This is a genomic window from Flavobacterium sp. NRK F7, assembly GCF_024054195.1.
Lineage (GTDB): Bacteria > Bacteroidota > Bacteroidia > Flavobacteriales > Flavobacteriaceae > Flavobacterium.
Window position 1 is genome coordinate 3,116,737 of record NZ_JAMXLB010000001.1, and the last position, 15,966, is coordinate 3,132,702.

At 28.8% G+C, this 15,966-nt stretch carries 16 protein-coding genes and 1 pseudogene; 10 read left to right on the forward strand and 7 right to left on the reverse strand.

Features of this window, described 5'->3' with window-relative positions; genetic code table 11:
* Positions 1–249 precede the first annotated feature (249 nt).
* The 3 genes from NHF47_RS14085 to NHF47_RS14095 all read left to right on the forward strand — a co-directional run bounded on the left by NHF47_RS14085 (position 250) and on the right by NHF47_RS14095 (position 2,647).
* The gene (locus tag NHF47_RS14085; RefSeq protein WP_252765535.1) at positions 250–492 is read left to right on the forward strand and encodes a helix-turn-helix domain-containing protein; all 243 of its coding nucleotides are present in this window, start codon (positions 250–252) and stop codon (positions 490–492) included.
* A gap of 483 nt (positions 493–975) precedes the next feature.
* Positions 976–1,221 (forward strand): hypothetical protein, encoded by a 246-nt coding sequence (locus tag NHF47_RS14090; protein WP_252765536.1) that lies wholly within the window; start codon positions 976–978, stop codon positions 1,219–1,221.
* A 601-nt stretch (positions 1,222–1,822) separates the two neighbouring features.
* A complete protein-coding gene (locus NHF47_RS14095) occupies positions 1,823–2,647 on the forward strand; it encodes a hypothetical protein (protein ID WP_252765537.1) in 825 nt (274 codons plus the stop codon).
* 49 nt (positions 2,648–2,696) lie between these two features.
* Here the strand turns inward: NHF47_RS14095 and NHF47_RS14100 are convergent, their stop codons facing one another.
* Genes NHF47_RS14100 through NHF47_RS14110 form a run of 3 tightly spaced genes read right to left on the reverse strand, consistent with a single transcriptional unit; the run spans position 2,697 to position 6,857 of the window.
* Positions 2,697–3,233 (reverse strand): ParB N-terminal domain-containing protein, encoded by a 537-nt coding sequence (locus NHF47_RS14100; protein ID WP_252765538.1) that lies wholly within the window; start codon positions 3,231–3,233, stop codon positions 2,697–2,699.
* A 34-nt stretch (positions 3,234–3,267) separates the two neighbouring features.
* Positions 3,268–5,400: an ATP-binding protein gene (locus tag NHF47_RS14105; RefSeq protein ID WP_252765539.1), complete on the reverse strand. Its 2,133-nt coding sequence runs from the start codon at positions 5,398–5,400 to the stop codon at positions 3,268–3,270.
* Positions 5,400–6,857: an SIR2 family protein gene (locus NHF47_RS14110; RefSeq protein ID WP_252765540.1), complete on the reverse strand. Its 1,458-nt coding sequence runs from the start codon at positions 6,855–6,857 to the stop codon at positions 5,400–5,402. Before NHF47_RS14110 ends, NHF47_RS14105 begins: the two co-directional genes overlap by 1 nt.
* 165 nt (positions 6,858–7,022) lie before the next feature.
* On the opposite strand from NHF47_RS14110, the gene NHF47_RS14115 reads away from it, so the two are divergent.
* The 3 genes from NHF47_RS14115 to NHF47_RS14125 are packed head-to-tail and all read left to right on the forward strand — an operon-like array spanning position 7,023 to position 8,494.
* Positions 7,023–7,244, forward strand: coding sequence for a helix-turn-helix domain-containing protein (locus NHF47_RS14115; protein ID WP_252765541.1), 222 nt, complete (start codon positions 7,023–7,025; stop codon positions 7,242–7,244).
* The gene (locus NHF47_RS14120; RefSeq protein ID WP_252765542.1) at positions 7,234–7,863 is read left to right on the forward strand and encodes a BglII/BstYI family type II restriction endonuclease; all 630 of its coding nucleotides are present in this window, start codon (positions 7,234–7,236) and stop codon (positions 7,861–7,863) included. Before NHF47_RS14115 ends, NHF47_RS14120 begins: the two co-directional genes overlap by 11 nt.
* 10 nt (positions 7,864–7,873) lie before the next feature.
* The gene (locus tag NHF47_RS14125; protein ID WP_252765543.1) at positions 7,874–8,494 is read left to right on the forward strand and encodes a hypothetical protein; all 621 of its coding nucleotides are present in this window, start codon (positions 7,874–7,876) and stop codon (positions 8,492–8,494) included.
* On the opposite strand, the gene dcm is transcribed toward NHF47_RS14125, so the two are convergent.
* Both dcm and NHF47_RS14135 read right to left on the reverse strand, forming a co-directional pair.
* Positions 8,491–9,729: a DNA (cytosine-5-)-methyltransferase gene (dcm, locus tag NHF47_RS14130; RefSeq protein ID WP_252765544.1), complete on the reverse strand. Its 1,239-nt coding sequence runs from the start codon at positions 9,727–9,729 to the stop codon at positions 8,491–8,493. The two genes, NHF47_RS14125 and dcm, sit on opposite strands and share 4 nt — an antisense overlap.
* A gap of 117 nt (positions 9,730–9,846) precedes the next feature.
* Positions 9,847–10,614, reverse strand: a complete 768-nt coding sequence (locus NHF47_RS14135) for a TIGR02757 family protein (protein WP_252765545.1) — start codon at positions 10,612–10,614, stop codon at positions 9,847–9,849.
* 131 nt (positions 10,615–10,745) lie between these two features.
* Here NHF47_RS14135 and NHF47_RS14140 point away from each other — a divergent pair, with 131 nt between their 5' ends.
* Complete coding sequence (locus NHF47_RS14140) at positions 10,746–12,524, forward strand: DUF6119 family protein (protein ID WP_252765546.1); 1,779 nt, start codon at positions 10,746–10,748, stop codon at positions 12,522–12,524.
* Between the two features lie 14 nt (positions 12,525–12,538).
* Positions 12,539–12,808 (forward strand): annotated as a pseudogene (locus NHF47_RS14145) (DUF2400 family protein); the annotation flags it as partial.
* 6 nt (positions 12,809–12,814) lie between these two features.
* Here NHF47_RS14145 and NHF47_RS14150 read toward each other — a convergent pair.
* Entirely contained in the window at positions 12,815–13,345 is a 531-nt protein-coding gene (locus NHF47_RS14150) for a hypothetical protein (protein ID WP_252765547.1), read from the reverse strand.
* 250 nt (positions 13,346–13,595) lie between these two features.
* Here NHF47_RS14150 and NHF47_RS14155 point away from each other — a divergent pair, with 250 nt between their 5' ends.
* Positions 13,596–13,757: a DUF1328 domain-containing protein gene (locus NHF47_RS14155; protein WP_140998756.1), complete on the forward strand. Its 162-nt coding sequence runs from the start codon at positions 13,596–13,598 to the stop codon at positions 13,755–13,757.
* Between the two features lie 67 nt (positions 13,758–13,824).
* Here NHF47_RS14155 and NHF47_RS14160 read toward each other — a convergent pair whose 3' ends face one another.
* A complete protein-coding gene (locus NHF47_RS14160; RefSeq protein WP_252765548.1) occupies positions 13,825–14,907 on the reverse strand; it encodes an endonuclease/exonuclease/phosphatase family protein in 1,083 nt (360 codons plus the stop codon).
* A 149-nt stretch (positions 14,908–15,056) separates the two neighbouring features.
* Here NHF47_RS14160 and NHF47_RS14165 point away from each other — a divergent pair, with 149 nt between their 5' ends.
* Positions 15,057–15,956, forward strand: a complete 900-nt coding sequence (locus NHF47_RS14165; RefSeq protein ID WP_252765549.1) for an ABC transporter ATP-binding protein — start codon at positions 15,057–15,059, stop codon at positions 15,954–15,956.
* Positions 15,957–15,966 lie beyond the last annotated feature (10 nt).

The window sequence follows — 15,966 nt, forward strand, 5'->3', positions numbered from 1 at the left end:
CCCCCCCCTGGACCAATACCACCTAAAGTATATGAAGTAGGCGTTGGGTTCGGGTCAGGATTTGTATTGTCATTAGTAGTAGAATCGTCATTACTGCAAGAGAAAAAGATTCCAAAAAATAATAGAGTTAAGATTTTTTTCATTGTTCCAATTTTATAGTTACAGAGCAAATATATATGAAAAATAGGTTATAATCAACCTGTCGTAACAAATTAGTTGTTTACGACATCTTTAATCTAATTTCCACCTATGGAAAAAAAGCAAAAAAATGAAGTAATACTTCTCGGGAAAAAGATAAAGACGTTAATAGTTGAAAAAAATCTAACTGTTATGAATGTGGCACACGATGCCAATCTTGATGCAACTAATCTTAGAAAGTATATTCGTGGCTCTCAAGAAATGAAGGTTACAACACTAATAAGAATTGCAGGGGCGTTAAATGTTTCAACAAGTGAATTACTTGATGATTTAATACCTAAAAAGAAAAACTAATTCCTCTTTTTCTTTTTTAATATCCTATACAACTCATCCAATTCTTTATCAGTTATCCCTTCCATAATCAATATCAATGGAAATTTAGGCTCTTCTGTTTTTAATATTTCTTTCAGTTGTGAAAACTTGATTTTTATCTTTCTTTTCATAAAATACTTTAATAATAAATACTTTCCCCATAGGAATTGGTCAAAATTTTTAGAAAAAAATTTTTAGAAATTTTGAAAACCAATCTAAGTACTTCAAAAAATGGAGAAATAAAATTTACCCAAGAGGGAGGTCACCGCAGACTTAAAGATAATAAAACCTTTTATACCTTGAAGTTACAAACAGGAGGGGGGATATATTCATTTTATAAAATAAAAATGTTCCTAACTAGCAATGAGTTGTCAATTAGATGCGCAAAACACCTGGTTTTATGCGCATTTACTTGGTATATTCATAAGGTTTTGGTACATTCACAGAGTATAAAAGCCTGTAACCATGAGTAATAAGACAAGTTTTAATGATTTTTTTCCTACTGACAATTCATCAAGGACCAATTTAAAATATGATTTGGTCGCTTCCAAATTTATGACTGGAGTTGAGAACCATCAACGAAATCAATACAACAATTCGGCTTCTGTTGGTGGGGTATTCATATTGATTTCGGCTTTTTTCCAAATTTTCTTTGGACTTATTCTTATAATTTTTGGATTGCTCCGCAATCTGTATAAATCGTTGAGGTAATTCTTTATATACCTATTTATAGCCCCGTTGGGGCTTTATTTTCGTTGGTGTAGATTTTCCTTTATTTTCTTAATATAATTGAAGCATATAGCTTTATTTCAAGCCTACGGCAATTGGAATGAATTAAATTAATTATGCATACGCAGTTGAAGTGTTTCAATTAACTTTTTTTGTTTTCAGAAAAAAAGATGATGAGCCCCTACTGGGCGATTCTCTTTTTTTTTCTGATTTTATGTATTGCACATAGCGCATACATGCTATGTAATATAACTATATGTTATAAGGTTGCGAAAAGAGGGAACTATTCAATTAAAATGAGGGAACTTTATCCAATTTCCTCCCTCAAAATGAGGGAAGTCTATTCCAATTCAATTATTAAAATCTACTTCAATTTCACTATTATAATCCAAATTGATATTAAATAATTTTTCAATAAGAAAAAAATATCATTCAATTTTCTTTACTTTTTTTCAATTAATGTGTATATCTATACAAAAGCAGGAATACTGCGTACTCGGTTCCTTGAAGGTCATTCCTTCAAGGTTTCCTCCCGAGTTTAAGCTAAAATAGGAAATTACAATAAAGAGGAAATAAAAAAATTATGGAAAGAAAAACTCTTAATAGCACGGCTATTGTTGGACTGGATAACGGTTTTATCCAAACTCCGAAAAACGTTATCACTAATGCAAAACTAAAAGATTCAGCAGTTAGATTATTCCAGTTGATACTGGACACACCAAGTAATAAAAAAGTAAGCTTAGAATATTATCGTGAATTGTTAGGCTGGTCGAAAAATAAATTGGCTAATGCAACTAAAAATCTTCAAGAAAATGGATTCTTAAAAATTACCAAAAAAGAAAAAGGCAAAGGAAATGGCTTTAGCTATCATTATACGATTTCAAGTTTCGGCAATCTGAAAAATGAAACGGATTTAAAACCAAGTGAAGAGCTGGAGGAAATTATCGACGAAATTCAATTGCAAGAAACTGATGTAGAACAGCAGAATATTGAAACGGTTACAGATAATTCAATTGATGAAGAAGAATTTGATAATTATGCAGGAACATTATCAAGTTTAATTGATTATTATGGTAAAGAATCTGAATTTGTTCAGGAAGTTATTCCATTCTATAACAATAAGAATATTAAAGGCATGGAAAAAGTCGCTAATAAATACTTGAAGATGTTTTACAACGATGAACTTTCTAAAGTGAAAAATCCTGAATCGAATAAAAAAGCATTTGATGCGTTAAAAGATTGGCTAAAAGTTGAGGTATTTGATAAGAAAAAAGTAACAAACCTATATTCGCAAAATACTGCTAATATCAATGCAAAATTTTTGATGTATAAAATGAAATATCGAATTGACAGACCTGTAGATTTTGAAACTGAATTGAGTGATTTCTTAGAAAATCCAATTGATTAAATAAAAAATCCTAACTATCTCAACGGTTAGGATTTTTAAATTTAATAAGTCATTCTATTTTCTTAATGTATTTTTTGTTTACAAGTTTCAAAAATATTTCTTCATCTAAGTTAAGTACAATTATAGGTATCTCTTCAACTTCAAAAAAATTTGAAACAGCGAAACGATGCTTACCATCTTGAATTAAAAACACTTTCTTTGTTAAATCAGGAATTAAAACAGGAGGTATAAGCTTTCTATTAGATTCCCAATTACTTAAAACTCTAGTTATTTTAATTTCATCATGACTTTTCCAAATTTTTTCTTTCACAAAAACTCTGCTATAGCTTGGATCAAGAATTCTAAATAATTCTAATCGTTTAACCCAATATAAACTATAAGCTTCACCTTTACATAGTGAAATATGACAATCGCTTTTTAAATATTCGAAATCAATATCAGACTTATATAAATGCCATTGTGGAATCAATTTAAAGTCTAAATTCTTTAGCATTTCTTTAAACTTCTTCTTTTCAGAATCAATTCTTTTATTTTCTTCTATTCTTTTTATTTGATTCTCTATAGAGTAATAATCTTTATCCAACATACTTTACTTATTTAACTTCTAGAATAAATATTTATCATTCTTTAACCTCATCAGGTTTGTCTTCAGGAAGTTTATACTTTTCACCTTTTTCCCAAGCCGAAGCAATTTCTTTATATTTTGGAAAATTCATATCTAATTTCTTAGTCCAATTTTCAATAAACTTTGGATTATTACTATTTGGTCTAGGGTTTGCAGTATTCATTTTTGCTTGTACAGGTGTTCTAACTGCATCTCCCATAATTACCACATGTTGCTGAGGTAAAATTGGTAATTGCTGTAATATATCTTCATTAGCCGCTGATACCAATTGCCTTACGTATCTTTGGTCTTCAGGGTTTTGAAGTCTATGAATAATAAAAGAATTACACTGAGATAAAACAGTTTTTGATAATTCAGAAGGTCTTTGACTAGATACTAATAATGATATTCCATATTTTCGCCCTTCTCTTGCAATTCTTTCGAAAACTTTTTTAGCAATCGATTCTCTATCACCTCTATTTCTCTCTGGAATATAGTTTTGTGCTTCCTCTAAGGCTATTACCATTGGAAGTTTACCTCTATCATTTTCAGGAAAACGAGATACAAAGTCTAAAATAAGCCTCCCTATTAATCCCGTGATTGTTTCTAATACTTCAAAAGGCAATAAGGACATGTCAATAATTGTCACTTGACTTGGCTTTTCAGTTTCAAGCTTTTCTACATCTTTTTTTTCAAGTTGTGCATTGTAAAAATCTGTAAATAAGTCAGTGTCTTGGGTTTTGTATACTTTACAGAAATCACCCAAAATAAACGAAATGAATTTAGCTAATGCATCTGTAATTTCATCAGTTTGACTGAGTAATAAAGGTTGGGACACCCTTTCGTCACTTAAATAAGATTGTAATCTTAATCTTAAAGTTGAAACAAATTCCCTTAACCTATTTCCTGAATTTTCTTGTTCATTTATTGCCTCATCGAAGAATCTAGTTATAAGGTCTTGGAAATTAAACCAAATTGGTAAATCAATATTTTTTTCAATAGCAATCTGTTCAATGTTTTGAGAACTAGAATATTCTAAATACTTACTTTCTAATTCAACTAAAGCGTTTTTCTCATCATTCAATGTATTATTAGCTCCTAATTTCAGAAGAGCTTTTTGAATGTCTACTAATAGTTGATTTCCATAAGTTGTTATTGTATTTGCAAGTCCAAGAATTTCATTGTCTTCTTTGTATTTCCAAGTCCCATAATCATTATATTTTTTCTTTTTCTTTATATCATCTGGCGAAGAGTCAAATAATGTTAATATACCCCTTTCAGAAAATTTATCTAAAATAGGTTTTTCTTCAACAACTTTTTGATTTTTTGCCAATCCTAGTGCTCTTTTAAATACTGGTGCTTGTGTACCAGATGTTGGTTCAAATAAAAAATCAAAGTCCGCAAAATTCATAAACCAAAATGGAACTTTCATTCCATTTTTGTCAATATGGAAAGCATTTATCTCATTTAATTTTTTGTATGGGTTCTCCTTTGTCCCTTGAAATGCTTGCCTGTACTCACCGTTAGTGTCAAATATTACAATATGAGCATTTTGAAGGTGTTTTCCATTGTAATCAAATTCAAACATGCTTTGTATGATTGAAGCAAAGGTGCAAGATTTACCTGAACCTGTATTACCTAAAATTGCAGCATGCTTCCCAAAAAATTTATCGGGATTAATTTTTATTCTATAATCTGAAAATGATGGAGATGTTCCAATAGGTAAATAATAGTCATCTTCAAAATTTATTTCTGACTTTTGTTTTTGGTCAAAAATATTATCTAAATCCTGTCTTGTTACATACCAAACAGGATTATCTAAAATAGGGTAATTATAGACACCTTGGATATACTTTCCACTATTTTCAATTGTCCCAATCATCGTTGCAACTAAATACCTAGCTGATTTAGTTAAAAATATAGCTTCCTTGTTTTTACCGAGTTCGGTTTCATCAATTGCCCTAACACTTGTAACCATAGCAACTATTCTATCAGAACCAATTGGAATGATAACATAGGAGTTTATTCTTGCTACTTCGTAAATATCTTCGTAACCGCTTTTATATAAGCTTTTCAGGTCATCATCCAATCTAATATATAATCTGAAACTATCTACAGAAATTACTTTACCAATACTTCTCTCGCTCATTATTCTGTATTTTTAGATGATTCTTGTTGATTTACCTTAGAACTGAATAATTCATTCAAGGTATTTGCTACTTTTTCATTATTATCTACATTGTTGAAATTAGGCATAAGAGTATCTGAGAAAGTAAGAAAGTCACCAAAAAATTCGCCCTCAAGAATAATAATTCTTGGGTCATTAAGTTCTTTAAGGTTATTTATATATTCATTTTGGGTACCTTGATAATCTACAACAATAAGGGTGAATGTTGGATTAGATAATGCTTGGTAAATAATATCATTAAAATGGTCGTCACCGAATGAATAACCAACAGTTATTAAGACTGATTGTGATTGTTTTATTGTTGACGCAAATTGGCGAAATAGTTCTGAATAAGGTAAATCAAGTGTATAAGATTTTTTTACGGCAGAAGGATAAATTATAATTTCACCTTTTTCTTTTAATGATTCAATAATTTCAAGTGATTTTTCTTCAATACCATACAGGTTGTTTGCATCCCTTGCATCAGAGTTCACCCATGATAATGAACCATGTAATTTAAAGTAACGAACAACCTTTTCAATACGTTGAACTTTTCCAGAGGTTGTAGAGCCAGGATAAAAAATATCGTATTCAAAAGTTTCAGGCTTAAACAACCTTTTATGAAAACCTGCAAAACCATCTATATAATGAACTCCAAGTTTGTCAAAAGCATATTCAAAAGCTAAATCGTAGTTTGATGTGAAAATATTTGCTCTTCTTAGATTTAAAGGCCTTTGAAGTAATGCCTTTATAAATTTTTCATGAAATATATATTTATTTTTGGTTGCTAAAAGATTACCTTGTTCTTGTTCTTTTTCAAATTTGCTAGCTTTTTTCCTGTCAATAATTGTTTGAGATACTTTTCTTTTTTCAAGGTTACAAACATTAAATAAACCTTCTTTAATTGTAATTATTAATTTAGAACATTTGTCAACTCTTTCTTGACTCCTATCCTTATCAAGTACAAAATCTTTTGCAATAAGATAATTAAGTAAGAACTCATATTCTAAAACTATTTCACCTGAAATTCCGTCTCTTACAAAATCATCTTCTATATAAAATTCCCAGCCTTTATCGTTTTTAAAGGTATCATCTGAACCTTCTAAAAGATTAGCTTTACCAAAAGTTAGAAAATCACTTTGTAAAATTTTGACAGTGGATTCAAATTCATCATAAATACCTTCAAAATCTTTTTCTTTATTTTTTTCTACAATATAAGTCTCTACTTCATATGGAAAATTTCTAATAGAAACTGCTCCTAAATGAATAGATGTGCCAGAACCAAATAGAAAACTTACATTATCAAGTTCAAGATAGTTCTTCAACATTAATTTTATTTTGTCAACAATTTTTCCTTGCTCTATATTTTCATTAGTCCATTCACTTAATTTATTGCTGTTGGCAAAAAATATTTTGTTTTTAGTTTGTTCGAAATACATAAATCAATTATTTTTTTTTATACTGAAAAGAAGAACTAAATCTTTCACTAAGTTAAAATTAATTATTATTTGATAAATACTTATATTCAAAATTAACAAATAAATTCAACAATAGATGACAATAGTCCGTTGTATTATAGAATGCATTTAGCCAATTTTACATCTATGGATTTGAATAAAAGAATTGGAGAAAAAATTAAACAATTAAGATTAGAAAAGAATCTATCTCAAGAAAGACTTGCTGGGTTGTCTGAAATAGATAGAACCTATATGCAAAGTATTGAAAAGGGTGAGAGAAACATTTCAATTAACATATTATTTAAAATTTCTAAAGCTCTTGATATCAAAATGTCCACAATCCTAGAAAATATAGAAAATGAATTATAAACACCATTCATTTAGACATGCAGGTGTGATTTTTCAAGAGCCTGAGTTTATTGACCAATTTTATGAAATTACATCAATCATTGAAGGAATATCCGAAGAAGATTTAATTGCAAAACACAATAGTTATGGTGCAGCAAATATTGAGAGAACACCTATGAGTTTATCTAAAGCCATAAATAATCTTTTGAAAGATAGATTTGTTGAAGCTGGATGGATTGAAGAATCAGGTATATTTCAAGATACTGCATATCAAGGTGACACTTGGAGATTAGATTTTGCAAAAGCAGATGTGTCAATTGAAGTTGCTTTCAATCATAGCTCAGTTATTGCTTGGAATTTATTGAAACCAGTTTTAGCTAGTGAATTAAATCATGTTAATAAAGCTATTCAAACTAAAATAGGAGTATTAATTACGGCAACAGAAGAGATGAAAAGAAATGGAGGCTTTGATGGTGCAATTGGGACTTTTGAAAAATATGTTGAGTACTTACCCCCCTTAAATAATGTTCTTACAGTGCCTCTTTTCATTTTTGGTTTAGAAGCTCCTACATCATTCAAAGTAGAACAATACCAATTAGCTCCTAGGAAAAAGATTGGTAGAATTATTCCTATTACTTAAATATTAAGTTATGAAATCTAACTTTGAAGATGATTTGAAAAAAGAGCAATATCTTGGTGAATACTTAGATACAATTTATTCAGACGTCTTTAAGGATTTCAAAATAGAAAGGAAACTTGACTCTATTAGTCAAAACAATGGGATTGATTTGATTATATCAAAAGATGAGCTTAAATTTAATATAGATGAAAAGGCTCAATTAGATTACTTAAATTTAGATTTACCAACTTTTGCTTTTGAAATTTCTTATATAAAAGATAACTTACAAAAATTGGGTTGGTTGTATGATAAATCTAAGATAACCGATAAATATTTTTTAATTACTGGAATTTTTTTAAATGATGAACATGATATAAAAAAAGGATTTAAATCTTGTAAAATAATTTCTGTAGATAGAGCCAAACTAATTTTATTTTTAAAGTCAAGAGGTTTAAACTTTGAAAAAATATTAGAAATAAATCATTCCATTCGTAACGGTACCCAAGAAAAAAATATTTTCATATCTGAACTAGATTCAAGACTTGAAGGTAAAATGTATTATTCAAAAAACAACAAAGCAGAAATGCCTATTAATCTTGTTTTATATTTAGATTTTTTATTAAAAACTAAAATTGCAAAAAAGGTACATTAATCAATCTCTTTAGCTAAAGTCAACGAAATTTTTTCAACAATACCCACAACTAGAGCATTTCCCATAAGAAAAGCTCTTTTAGTATCTGAAACAAGTTCGTGCTTTGTATGGTCATCAGGAAACATATTTAATCTTTCAAGTTCAATTGGTGTTAATCTTCTTAAACCTTTCGGTGTAGAAATTACATGTTTAAATCTAGATGGTGATTTTCCTCCTTCACCTGTAATAATTGTTCTTGATGGTTCGTCTATTGAATCAGGAAAAATCATACCTCCTTCAGCATAATTATATTCAAAACCACTACTACTAACTCTTATTTCTTTTTTTGCTCCTTTAAGATATTCCCATTTATCCAATTCATCTTTGTCAATATAGTATTCACTTGGTACACTTTTCTCTTTTATCAGAATTGACTTTATAGTAGCTTTTTTTCCGTCAAAATTAGAATTGACTTTAGCAGTAAAAATATTTCCTTTATATAAAACTCCAGAGTTCAGAAATGGAGATATTTTTTCTCCAATTCCAAAATTATCACTCACATCTTTTAAATCAGCATTTAAATCAAATTGTTTTTCGGTGATAAAATTATTAGATATTGGAAATGATTTAGCCATAATTCCATCTTTAGTAATCCATTCATCAAGCGAATCTTTCTGAATTTTTTTATAGATTGAAGTAGATTTATGATATCCAATAAAAAACACTCTTCTTCTTCTTTGAGGATATCCATATTCTGAGGCATTTATTACTCTCCACTCAACCGCATAACCGAGTTCATCTAGACATTTTAACATTACTGCAAAATCTCTTCCTCTTTGGTTACTAGGAGACTTTAACAACCTATCCACATTCTCAAGTATAAGATATTTTGGCTTATTTTTTTTCTCACTAAGTATTCTATGTATAGACCACCAGAGCACCCCTTTTTTTCCTAAAAGACCTTTTGAATTTTTTAAGGTTGTTGCTACAGAATAATCTTGACAAGGAAATCCTCCTACCAACAAATCATGGTCAGGTATATCAACTACCTCAACGTCTTCAATATTTATATTACTGTGATTAGAATTCCCCCACTTTCTTTCATATATTAAAGAAGCATGTTGGGTTTTTGTAGAAGGCTCCCATTGATTACTCCAAACTATATTAAAAACACTTTTTTCTAAAATTTTATTAGTTCTTTCTAATCCAATTCTAAATCCACCTACACCAGCAAATAATTCTATTGTTTTTATCATATAATTTTAAAGTAGTAATCAATTTTGGCAAATATAAAGATTAAGACAGAAATATGCCATTCTATTTTGGTGTAAAAAAGTATTTTTTAACCTTTTATCTAATATAAATTTAATTTCTTAAAATTTTTCAAAAACACCTATACCAAATAAAGCAAAATCATATTTAACTGGGTCTTTCTTATCTAATTTTCTTAAGTTAAAATCAAGTTCTAATAATGCTTTAGCATCGTTTTGTTTACGAGTCAGTAAACCTAATTTGCGCGCCACATTTCCAGAATGTATATCTAAAGGACAAGAAAGTAAAGAAGGACTAATACTTTTCCAAATACCTAAATCTACGCCTTTATTGTCTTGGCGACAATTCCACCTCAACCACATATTTATTCTTTTACTTGAAGAATTTTTACTAGGGTCTGATATATGTTTTTCAGTTCTATTATGATGAGGAATTTCAAAAAATATCTTTTTAAATTCAACAATAGCGTTTTGCATTGAATCGTTCCCTTGATGTTTATCAAAAATTGATTCTAATCCTCCATGATTTTCATAAATATTCTTTAAACTCTTTATAAACCCTACAAAGTCTTGACCATTGAATGTTCTATGCACAAAATTTTCCAAACGATTTAAATCATTTTCATTACTAGACATTACAAAATCATATGGTGAATTTCCCATTAAATCCATCATCTTTTTTGAATTATTAATAATCATCTTTCGATTACCCCAAGCTATAGTTGAAGCTAGAAAACCTGATATTTCAATATCTTCTTTTAATGTATATTGATGAGGTATTTGAATTGGGTCAGATTCAATGAAGTTAGGATTGTTATACAATTCAACTTTTTCGTCAAGAAACTGTTTAAGTTCAAAATAATTTAGCATAAATAGTAAAAATTTTAACTCTTCAAAAATAAATAATTTAGCTCGTCGACAAGTATATATTTACTCTCAAATAAATTCATAGAGCTTATTGAAAAAAATAATTTTTATATTTGAATAAAACCATTCAATTGATGAACGATTTTTTTGATTCAGACAATAAATATGAAATTAAAATATTTCAAGTAGATAAGACTTTTTATGAATTTAAAGATTTTCATACATCTACTCAAATCATTCAACATATTGTGGATGAACATAGACGTAAAATTAATGATGAAGAAAATATAGGAATACCATTACCTATTAGAATTCATGATAATGTCAGATATACAACATACGTTTATAACGAAGAACAAAAAGATTCATATTGGGCATCCTTCTTGCCATCAGAATTAGTAGCAGAGCATAATTTTACAATTCAACAATTATCACTTGTTTTGTTTGCCGAAGTTGGAAATCAAATTTTTTTATTCATCGGAGGTACTGGGATTAGAGCAATTTTAAGATTTATCAATCATCGTTTTGGTTTAGAATTATATGAATACTTATCTGACCCAAATGAAGATATTATTAATTTTATTGTCACAAGGGGTATTTCTGGTAATTTAAGTGAACAAAAAACAACATTTACTTATGGACAAAAGTTAAGTGATACTCTAAATTTTACTAATATCCCAACTTGTATTAATCTAATATTGAGACAGGATTTAAAAGATACTTTGTTTGATTTTCTTGAATTAACTACAGAAAAAATAAATTTAGAAGTAGCTTCATATTTTTGTATTAAAATTAGAGTTACATTTCAGGAACTTCATCAGGTTTTTAAAATAATTTCGGAAGTTTTAGAAACTGATGCTCATCATTCACTTACTTCATTTATCCATATAAAAGATAAGCATATTATTGGAAATGATTTCAGAATGGAGTTATATTACAGAATTAGAAAAGACATGTTTGATAGATTAGTTCCTACATCTGCTGTTAATCCTCCGAAATTTGATATTGATTTTGTACATCCCTCTAGACTTCAAGAATTTTATCAATGTGATAAATATGAGCTTTATGCTAGAGGAGCACAAAATCCATTTATAACATTAACAGATAAAAGTAAGATTTATATAGAAGGTTTGAAGTGGTTATTTAATAATCATGCAGGATTAGATTTCAATTATGCATTATCAGGAATAAAAGTAAAAGGTTTCAGAGGTAGTATTGAAAAAACTATTGCTATGTTTACAATGCACTTAACATGTGAAATTTCAATAAATTCTAGACCAATATTTCTAATTGATAATAATTGGTATAAAGTGGAAAATAATTTTATTGAAACAATTAATAACACATGTATAAGTATCCTATCAAAAAACTATTTGAGAGAAAACATTTTGACAGTCAATTGGTCAAGTTCTCTTACAGAAACAAATTATAATAGAGAATATGCTAGTCTACCAAACTTTAAAAATTTTGATACTATTGTAAATCAAGGTGTTGAACTTTGTGATATATTTTTTGAAGATGAAAGTTCAATTTATTTTATTCATGTAAAGGATGGTTTTGATGGCAAAATCAGAGATTTAACAAATCAAGTTGTTTTATCAGCAACAAGATTTTGGAATGATAAAGCATCGGGAGGGTATGAGTTTGTCAACGGGATTATTGATGGATATAATGCAAAAAGTGAAAATATAACAAGACAAATTATTAGAGATGAATTTTTGAATTCTTTAAATACTAAAGATATTTATTTTGTGATTGCATTTAAATCAAAGATTGCTCCAAATTTAGATATACGTAATGATATAGCAACTCTTCGTTCAAATATTGCTAAGTATTCATTGATTCAATGTGTAAGGGATATGAATACGAATTCATATCCTATCAAAATTTATGATATAGCAAATATTAATTAACCGCACAATTTATACGCATCAACATGTTTTTAAGGTGGATGGTTCGAAATGACAATAAAGGAGTTGATTTTGGAATATGGAATAGTATTTCGCCTGAAGCCTTATCTTGTCCACTAGATGTCCATTCTGGGAATGTTGCAAGAAAGTTAGAACTCCTTACTCGCAAACAAAATGACGCAAAAGCGTTAGCCGAACTAGATACTAATTTAAGAGTATTAGATTCAACAGATCCTGTAAAATATGATTTTGCATTGTTTGGATTAGGTGTATTCGAAAAATTCTAAGCGAAATTATTCTTCTTCATCTTCTCTACTAACCAATGGATGATCCAAAATTCCAAGCCCAACAATTTTTATAATATTTACAATAGTATTATATAACATGAGTACAACCATAATCAATAACGAACTTAAGACACTAGAAATGGCTAAAGAAATATAATACACAAAATTAAACCAGTTGTAAGGCACGCTCTCCGATTCGGTTATTGGTAAATTAAAAAGTAAAAAAGTAATTACAGCTGCCACAAATACAAAAGTATCCAATTTGGCAATTTGCAAAATATGTCGGTAATGGTCTTTTTTTAATTTCGATTTGGAACTCGAACTAATTCCTAATAATGTAAGTAATAAAGCTAGAATGGTGGCCGATGCTAAAGCAATTGTATTGCATAAGGTATTCATCCCAGTTAGGGAGTTACGAATTAAAATTTTAGCTTCATAACCACTTAATTTGCCTAAAAGAAAAGTTCCAGTTAAAATAATAGCTAATGAAATAGTGCCTCCTAACAACGCCCTTTTGGTATACGTGCTGATTTTCATAGTTTATAATTTAAAGATATTTTACCAACAAAAGTAGTGACTCACTCTTTAAATTCTTTTATACAATATACGCTTTATATTGCAAAATCCTCATTTAAAAGTCTAAATAACAATAATATGGCAATAGTATAACGGATTTCAAAAATCTTATAAGGAAGAAATAGTAGCTTCATTCTAAATTTGTAATAGAAAATGAGAAGAACAGATTCTCATTCTAATTAAACGATTTACAAACTAAAAATTTATTATTATGTTACGTTGGACTATCACATTTATTATTTTAGCAATAGTTGCTGGAATATTCGGTTTCGGAGGAATTGCAGCTGGTGCTGCTAGTATAGCAAAAATTTTATTCTTTATTTTTATTGTACTATTTATTTTATCACTTATTAGTGGAAGAAGCAGAGTTTAAGAAAAAGAAAAATATTACCTATCCTGTAGATAAATTACTATAAACTAAATTATCTACAGGATTTATTTTATTCTGTAGCTACAGCATCTCTATCGCCTTCTTCTTTTTTACCTTCTTCAATAATCTCTTCAATTTCTACATCTTCTGCTACATTCGTATTCTCAGATAAGTTTTCCGATTTATTTTCGGTAACGATACAAAATTTACAAAATAAGGGTAAATGATCCGAACCAATTGCTCGCAAAGTTTTAAATTCATTCACTTGTATGGTTTCAGAATGAAAAAACAAATCAATTGGAAAGCGCAATAATCGATATTTTGCATGGAAAGTAGACACAAAACCTCTCCCAATTCGAGGATCAATTAATTGTGATTTTTTCTTAAATAAAACAGAAGAATTGGCCCAAGCTACATTATTAAAATCTCCTGAAACAATAACTGGATAATTACTTTCTTTTACTTTTTTAGCAACCGATAATAATTCTCCATCTCGTTCCTTAGAATTCTCTTCTTCCGTTGGACTTGGAGGTGGTGGATGAACTCCAAAAAAAGTAAACCGTTTTCCTGAATTCGTTTCTAAGATAATTTCAAAACTAGGAATATCATCTGCTACAAAATAATTGGTTTTAGATTGAATAACATTTAAGTGTGTATAAAAATGCATTCCATAAGTGTTTTCTAAAGTAACTTTGTGCGTATTTGGATAATTTGTTTCAATTTTCTTTAAATATGCTTCCCAATTTCTATTGGATTCCATCGTTAGAATAATGTCTGGATTTACTTCCTCTATTAAACGGATTAATTTATCGTATTCGCTATTAAATTGGTACACATTCACAGAAACAATACTTACCGAATCTTCCTCATTGCTTCTATTACATTTATTTTCTTGGCTATATAGAGGTGTATACGGCAGCAATACTTTTAAATTATATCCAATAAAAACTAGCAAAAAAAACTGTACTACCCTTGAAAAAACTGTAAAATCCGAAAAAACAAATATGCTCAATAAGAATAAGATAATTAACAAGAAAAGCAGCTGAATTCTACCAAAATCCCATACTCTAAAAAACCAATGTTGGTGTGGAATAAAAGGCAAAATATTAACCACTAAGACAATACAACAAAGTATATATAAAACAAATTCCATAGCATATGTGTCTATTGTAAGACTTTATAAAAATACTCATATTTACGACTAAAAAAAATAAAATAAAGGAAATACCATTTTTAATCCAAGCTCTTTTTTTTGTAACAAATTTTGCGAAGTATCGTCTACTTTTAATAAAACTTTATATTTTGGAAACAATACTTACAATTACCAATCTCAATAAAATTTTTAATAAGCGCGTTCATGCTGTTAAAAACGTATCTTTTGAAATCAAAAAAGGAAATGTGTATGGCATTTTAGGTCCGAATGGCTCTGGAAAATCAACAACCTTAGGAATTGTCTTGAATGTGGTAAATAAAACTTCTGGCGATTACCAATGGTTTAATGGAAGCCTACCTACTCATGAAGCACTCAAAAAAGTGGGAGCTATTATTGAACGTCCCAATTTTTATCCTTATATGACTGCAGAAGAAAATTTGAAATTGGTATGTAAAATTAAAGGGATTCCTTATTCTAAAGTTTTTGAAAAACTCGAGTTGGTTGGACTTTTAGAACGAAAAGATAGCAAATTCAGAACCTTTTCTTTAGGTATGAAACAACGATTAGCAATTGCTTCCGCTCTATTAAATGATCCAGAAATTTTAATTCTTGATGAACCCACCAATGGATTAGATCCTCAAGGAATAAGACAAATTAGAGATTTAATTAAATTAATTGCCTCACAAGGCACTACCATTTTATTAGCCTCGCACTTATTAGACGAAGTTGAAAAAGTGTGTAGCCATGTGGTTGTATTACGATATGGTGAAACCTTATATCATGGTGCCGTAGATGGTATGTTATCCAACGAAGGTTTTTTCGAATTAAAATCAGACAATATCATATTATTAAAAGAACGTTTACAAAAGCATACCGCTGTTAAGGATATAAAAATTGAAGAAGATAAGGTATTTGTTTACCTAAAAGACCATTTAGAAGCAGATGAACTAAATCAGTATTTGTTTGAAAATGGCATAGTACTCCAACACTTAGTAAAAAGAAAAAACAGCTTAGAGGAGCAATTTTTACAACTAACAAAAACTAACTAAAAACTAAAAA

Bases quoted from the DNA above. Each gene is read 5' to 3' on its own strand.
- NHF47_RS14085 (WP_252765535.1), top strand. From the start codon at position 250: ATGGAAAAAAAGCAAAAAAATGAAGTAATACTTCTCGGGAAAAAGATA.
- NHF47_RS14090 (WP_252765536.1), top strand. From the start codon at position 976: ATGAGTAATAAGACAAGTTTTAATGATTTTTTTCCTACTGACAATTCA.
- NHF47_RS14095 (WP_252765537.1), top strand. From the start codon at position 1,823: ATGGAAAGAAAAACTCTTAATAGCACGGCTATTGTTGGACTGGATAAC.
- NHF47_RS14100 (WP_252765538.1), bottom strand. From the start codon at position 3,233: ATGTTGGATAAAGATTATTACTCTATAGAGAATCAAATAAAAAGAATA.
- NHF47_RS14105 (WP_252765539.1), bottom strand. From the start codon at position 5,400: ATGAGCGAGAGAAGTATTGGTAAAGTAATTTCTGTAGATAGTTTCAGA.
- NHF47_RS14110 (WP_252765540.1), bottom strand. From the start codon at position 6,857: ATGTATTTCGAACAAACTAAAAACAAAATATTTTTTGCCAACAGCAAT.
- NHF47_RS14115 (WP_252765541.1), top strand. From the start codon at position 7,023: ATGGATTTGAATAAAAGAATTGGAGAAAAAATTAAACAATTAAGATTA.
- NHF47_RS14120 (WP_252765542.1), top strand. From the start codon at position 7,234: ATGAATTATAAACACCATTCATTTAGACATGCAGGTGTGATTTTTCAA.
- NHF47_RS14125 (WP_252765543.1), top strand. From the start codon at position 7,874: ATGAAATCTAACTTTGAAGATGATTTGAAAAAAGAGCAATATCTTGGT.
- dcm (WP_252765544.1), bottom strand. From the start codon at position 9,729: ATGATAAAAACAATAGAATTATTTGCTGGTGTAGGTGGATTTAGAATT.
- NHF47_RS14135 (WP_252765545.1), bottom strand. From the start codon at position 10,614: ATGCTAAATTATTTTGAACTTAAACAGTTTCTTGACGAAAAAGTTGAA.
- NHF47_RS14140 (WP_252765546.1), top strand. From the start codon at position 10,746: ATGAACGATTTTTTTGATTCAGACAATAAATATGAAATTAAAATATTT.
- NHF47_RS14150 (WP_252765547.1), bottom strand. From the start codon at position 13,345: ATGAAAATCAGCACGTATACCAAAAGGGCGTTGTTAGGAGGCACTATT.
- NHF47_RS14155 (WP_140998756.1), top strand. From the start codon at position 13,596: ATGTTACGTTGGACTATCACATTTATTATTTTAGCAATAGTTGCTGGA.
- NHF47_RS14160 (WP_252765548.1), bottom strand. From the start codon at position 14,907: ATGGAATTTGTTTTATATATACTTTGTTGTATTGTCTTAGTGGTTAAT.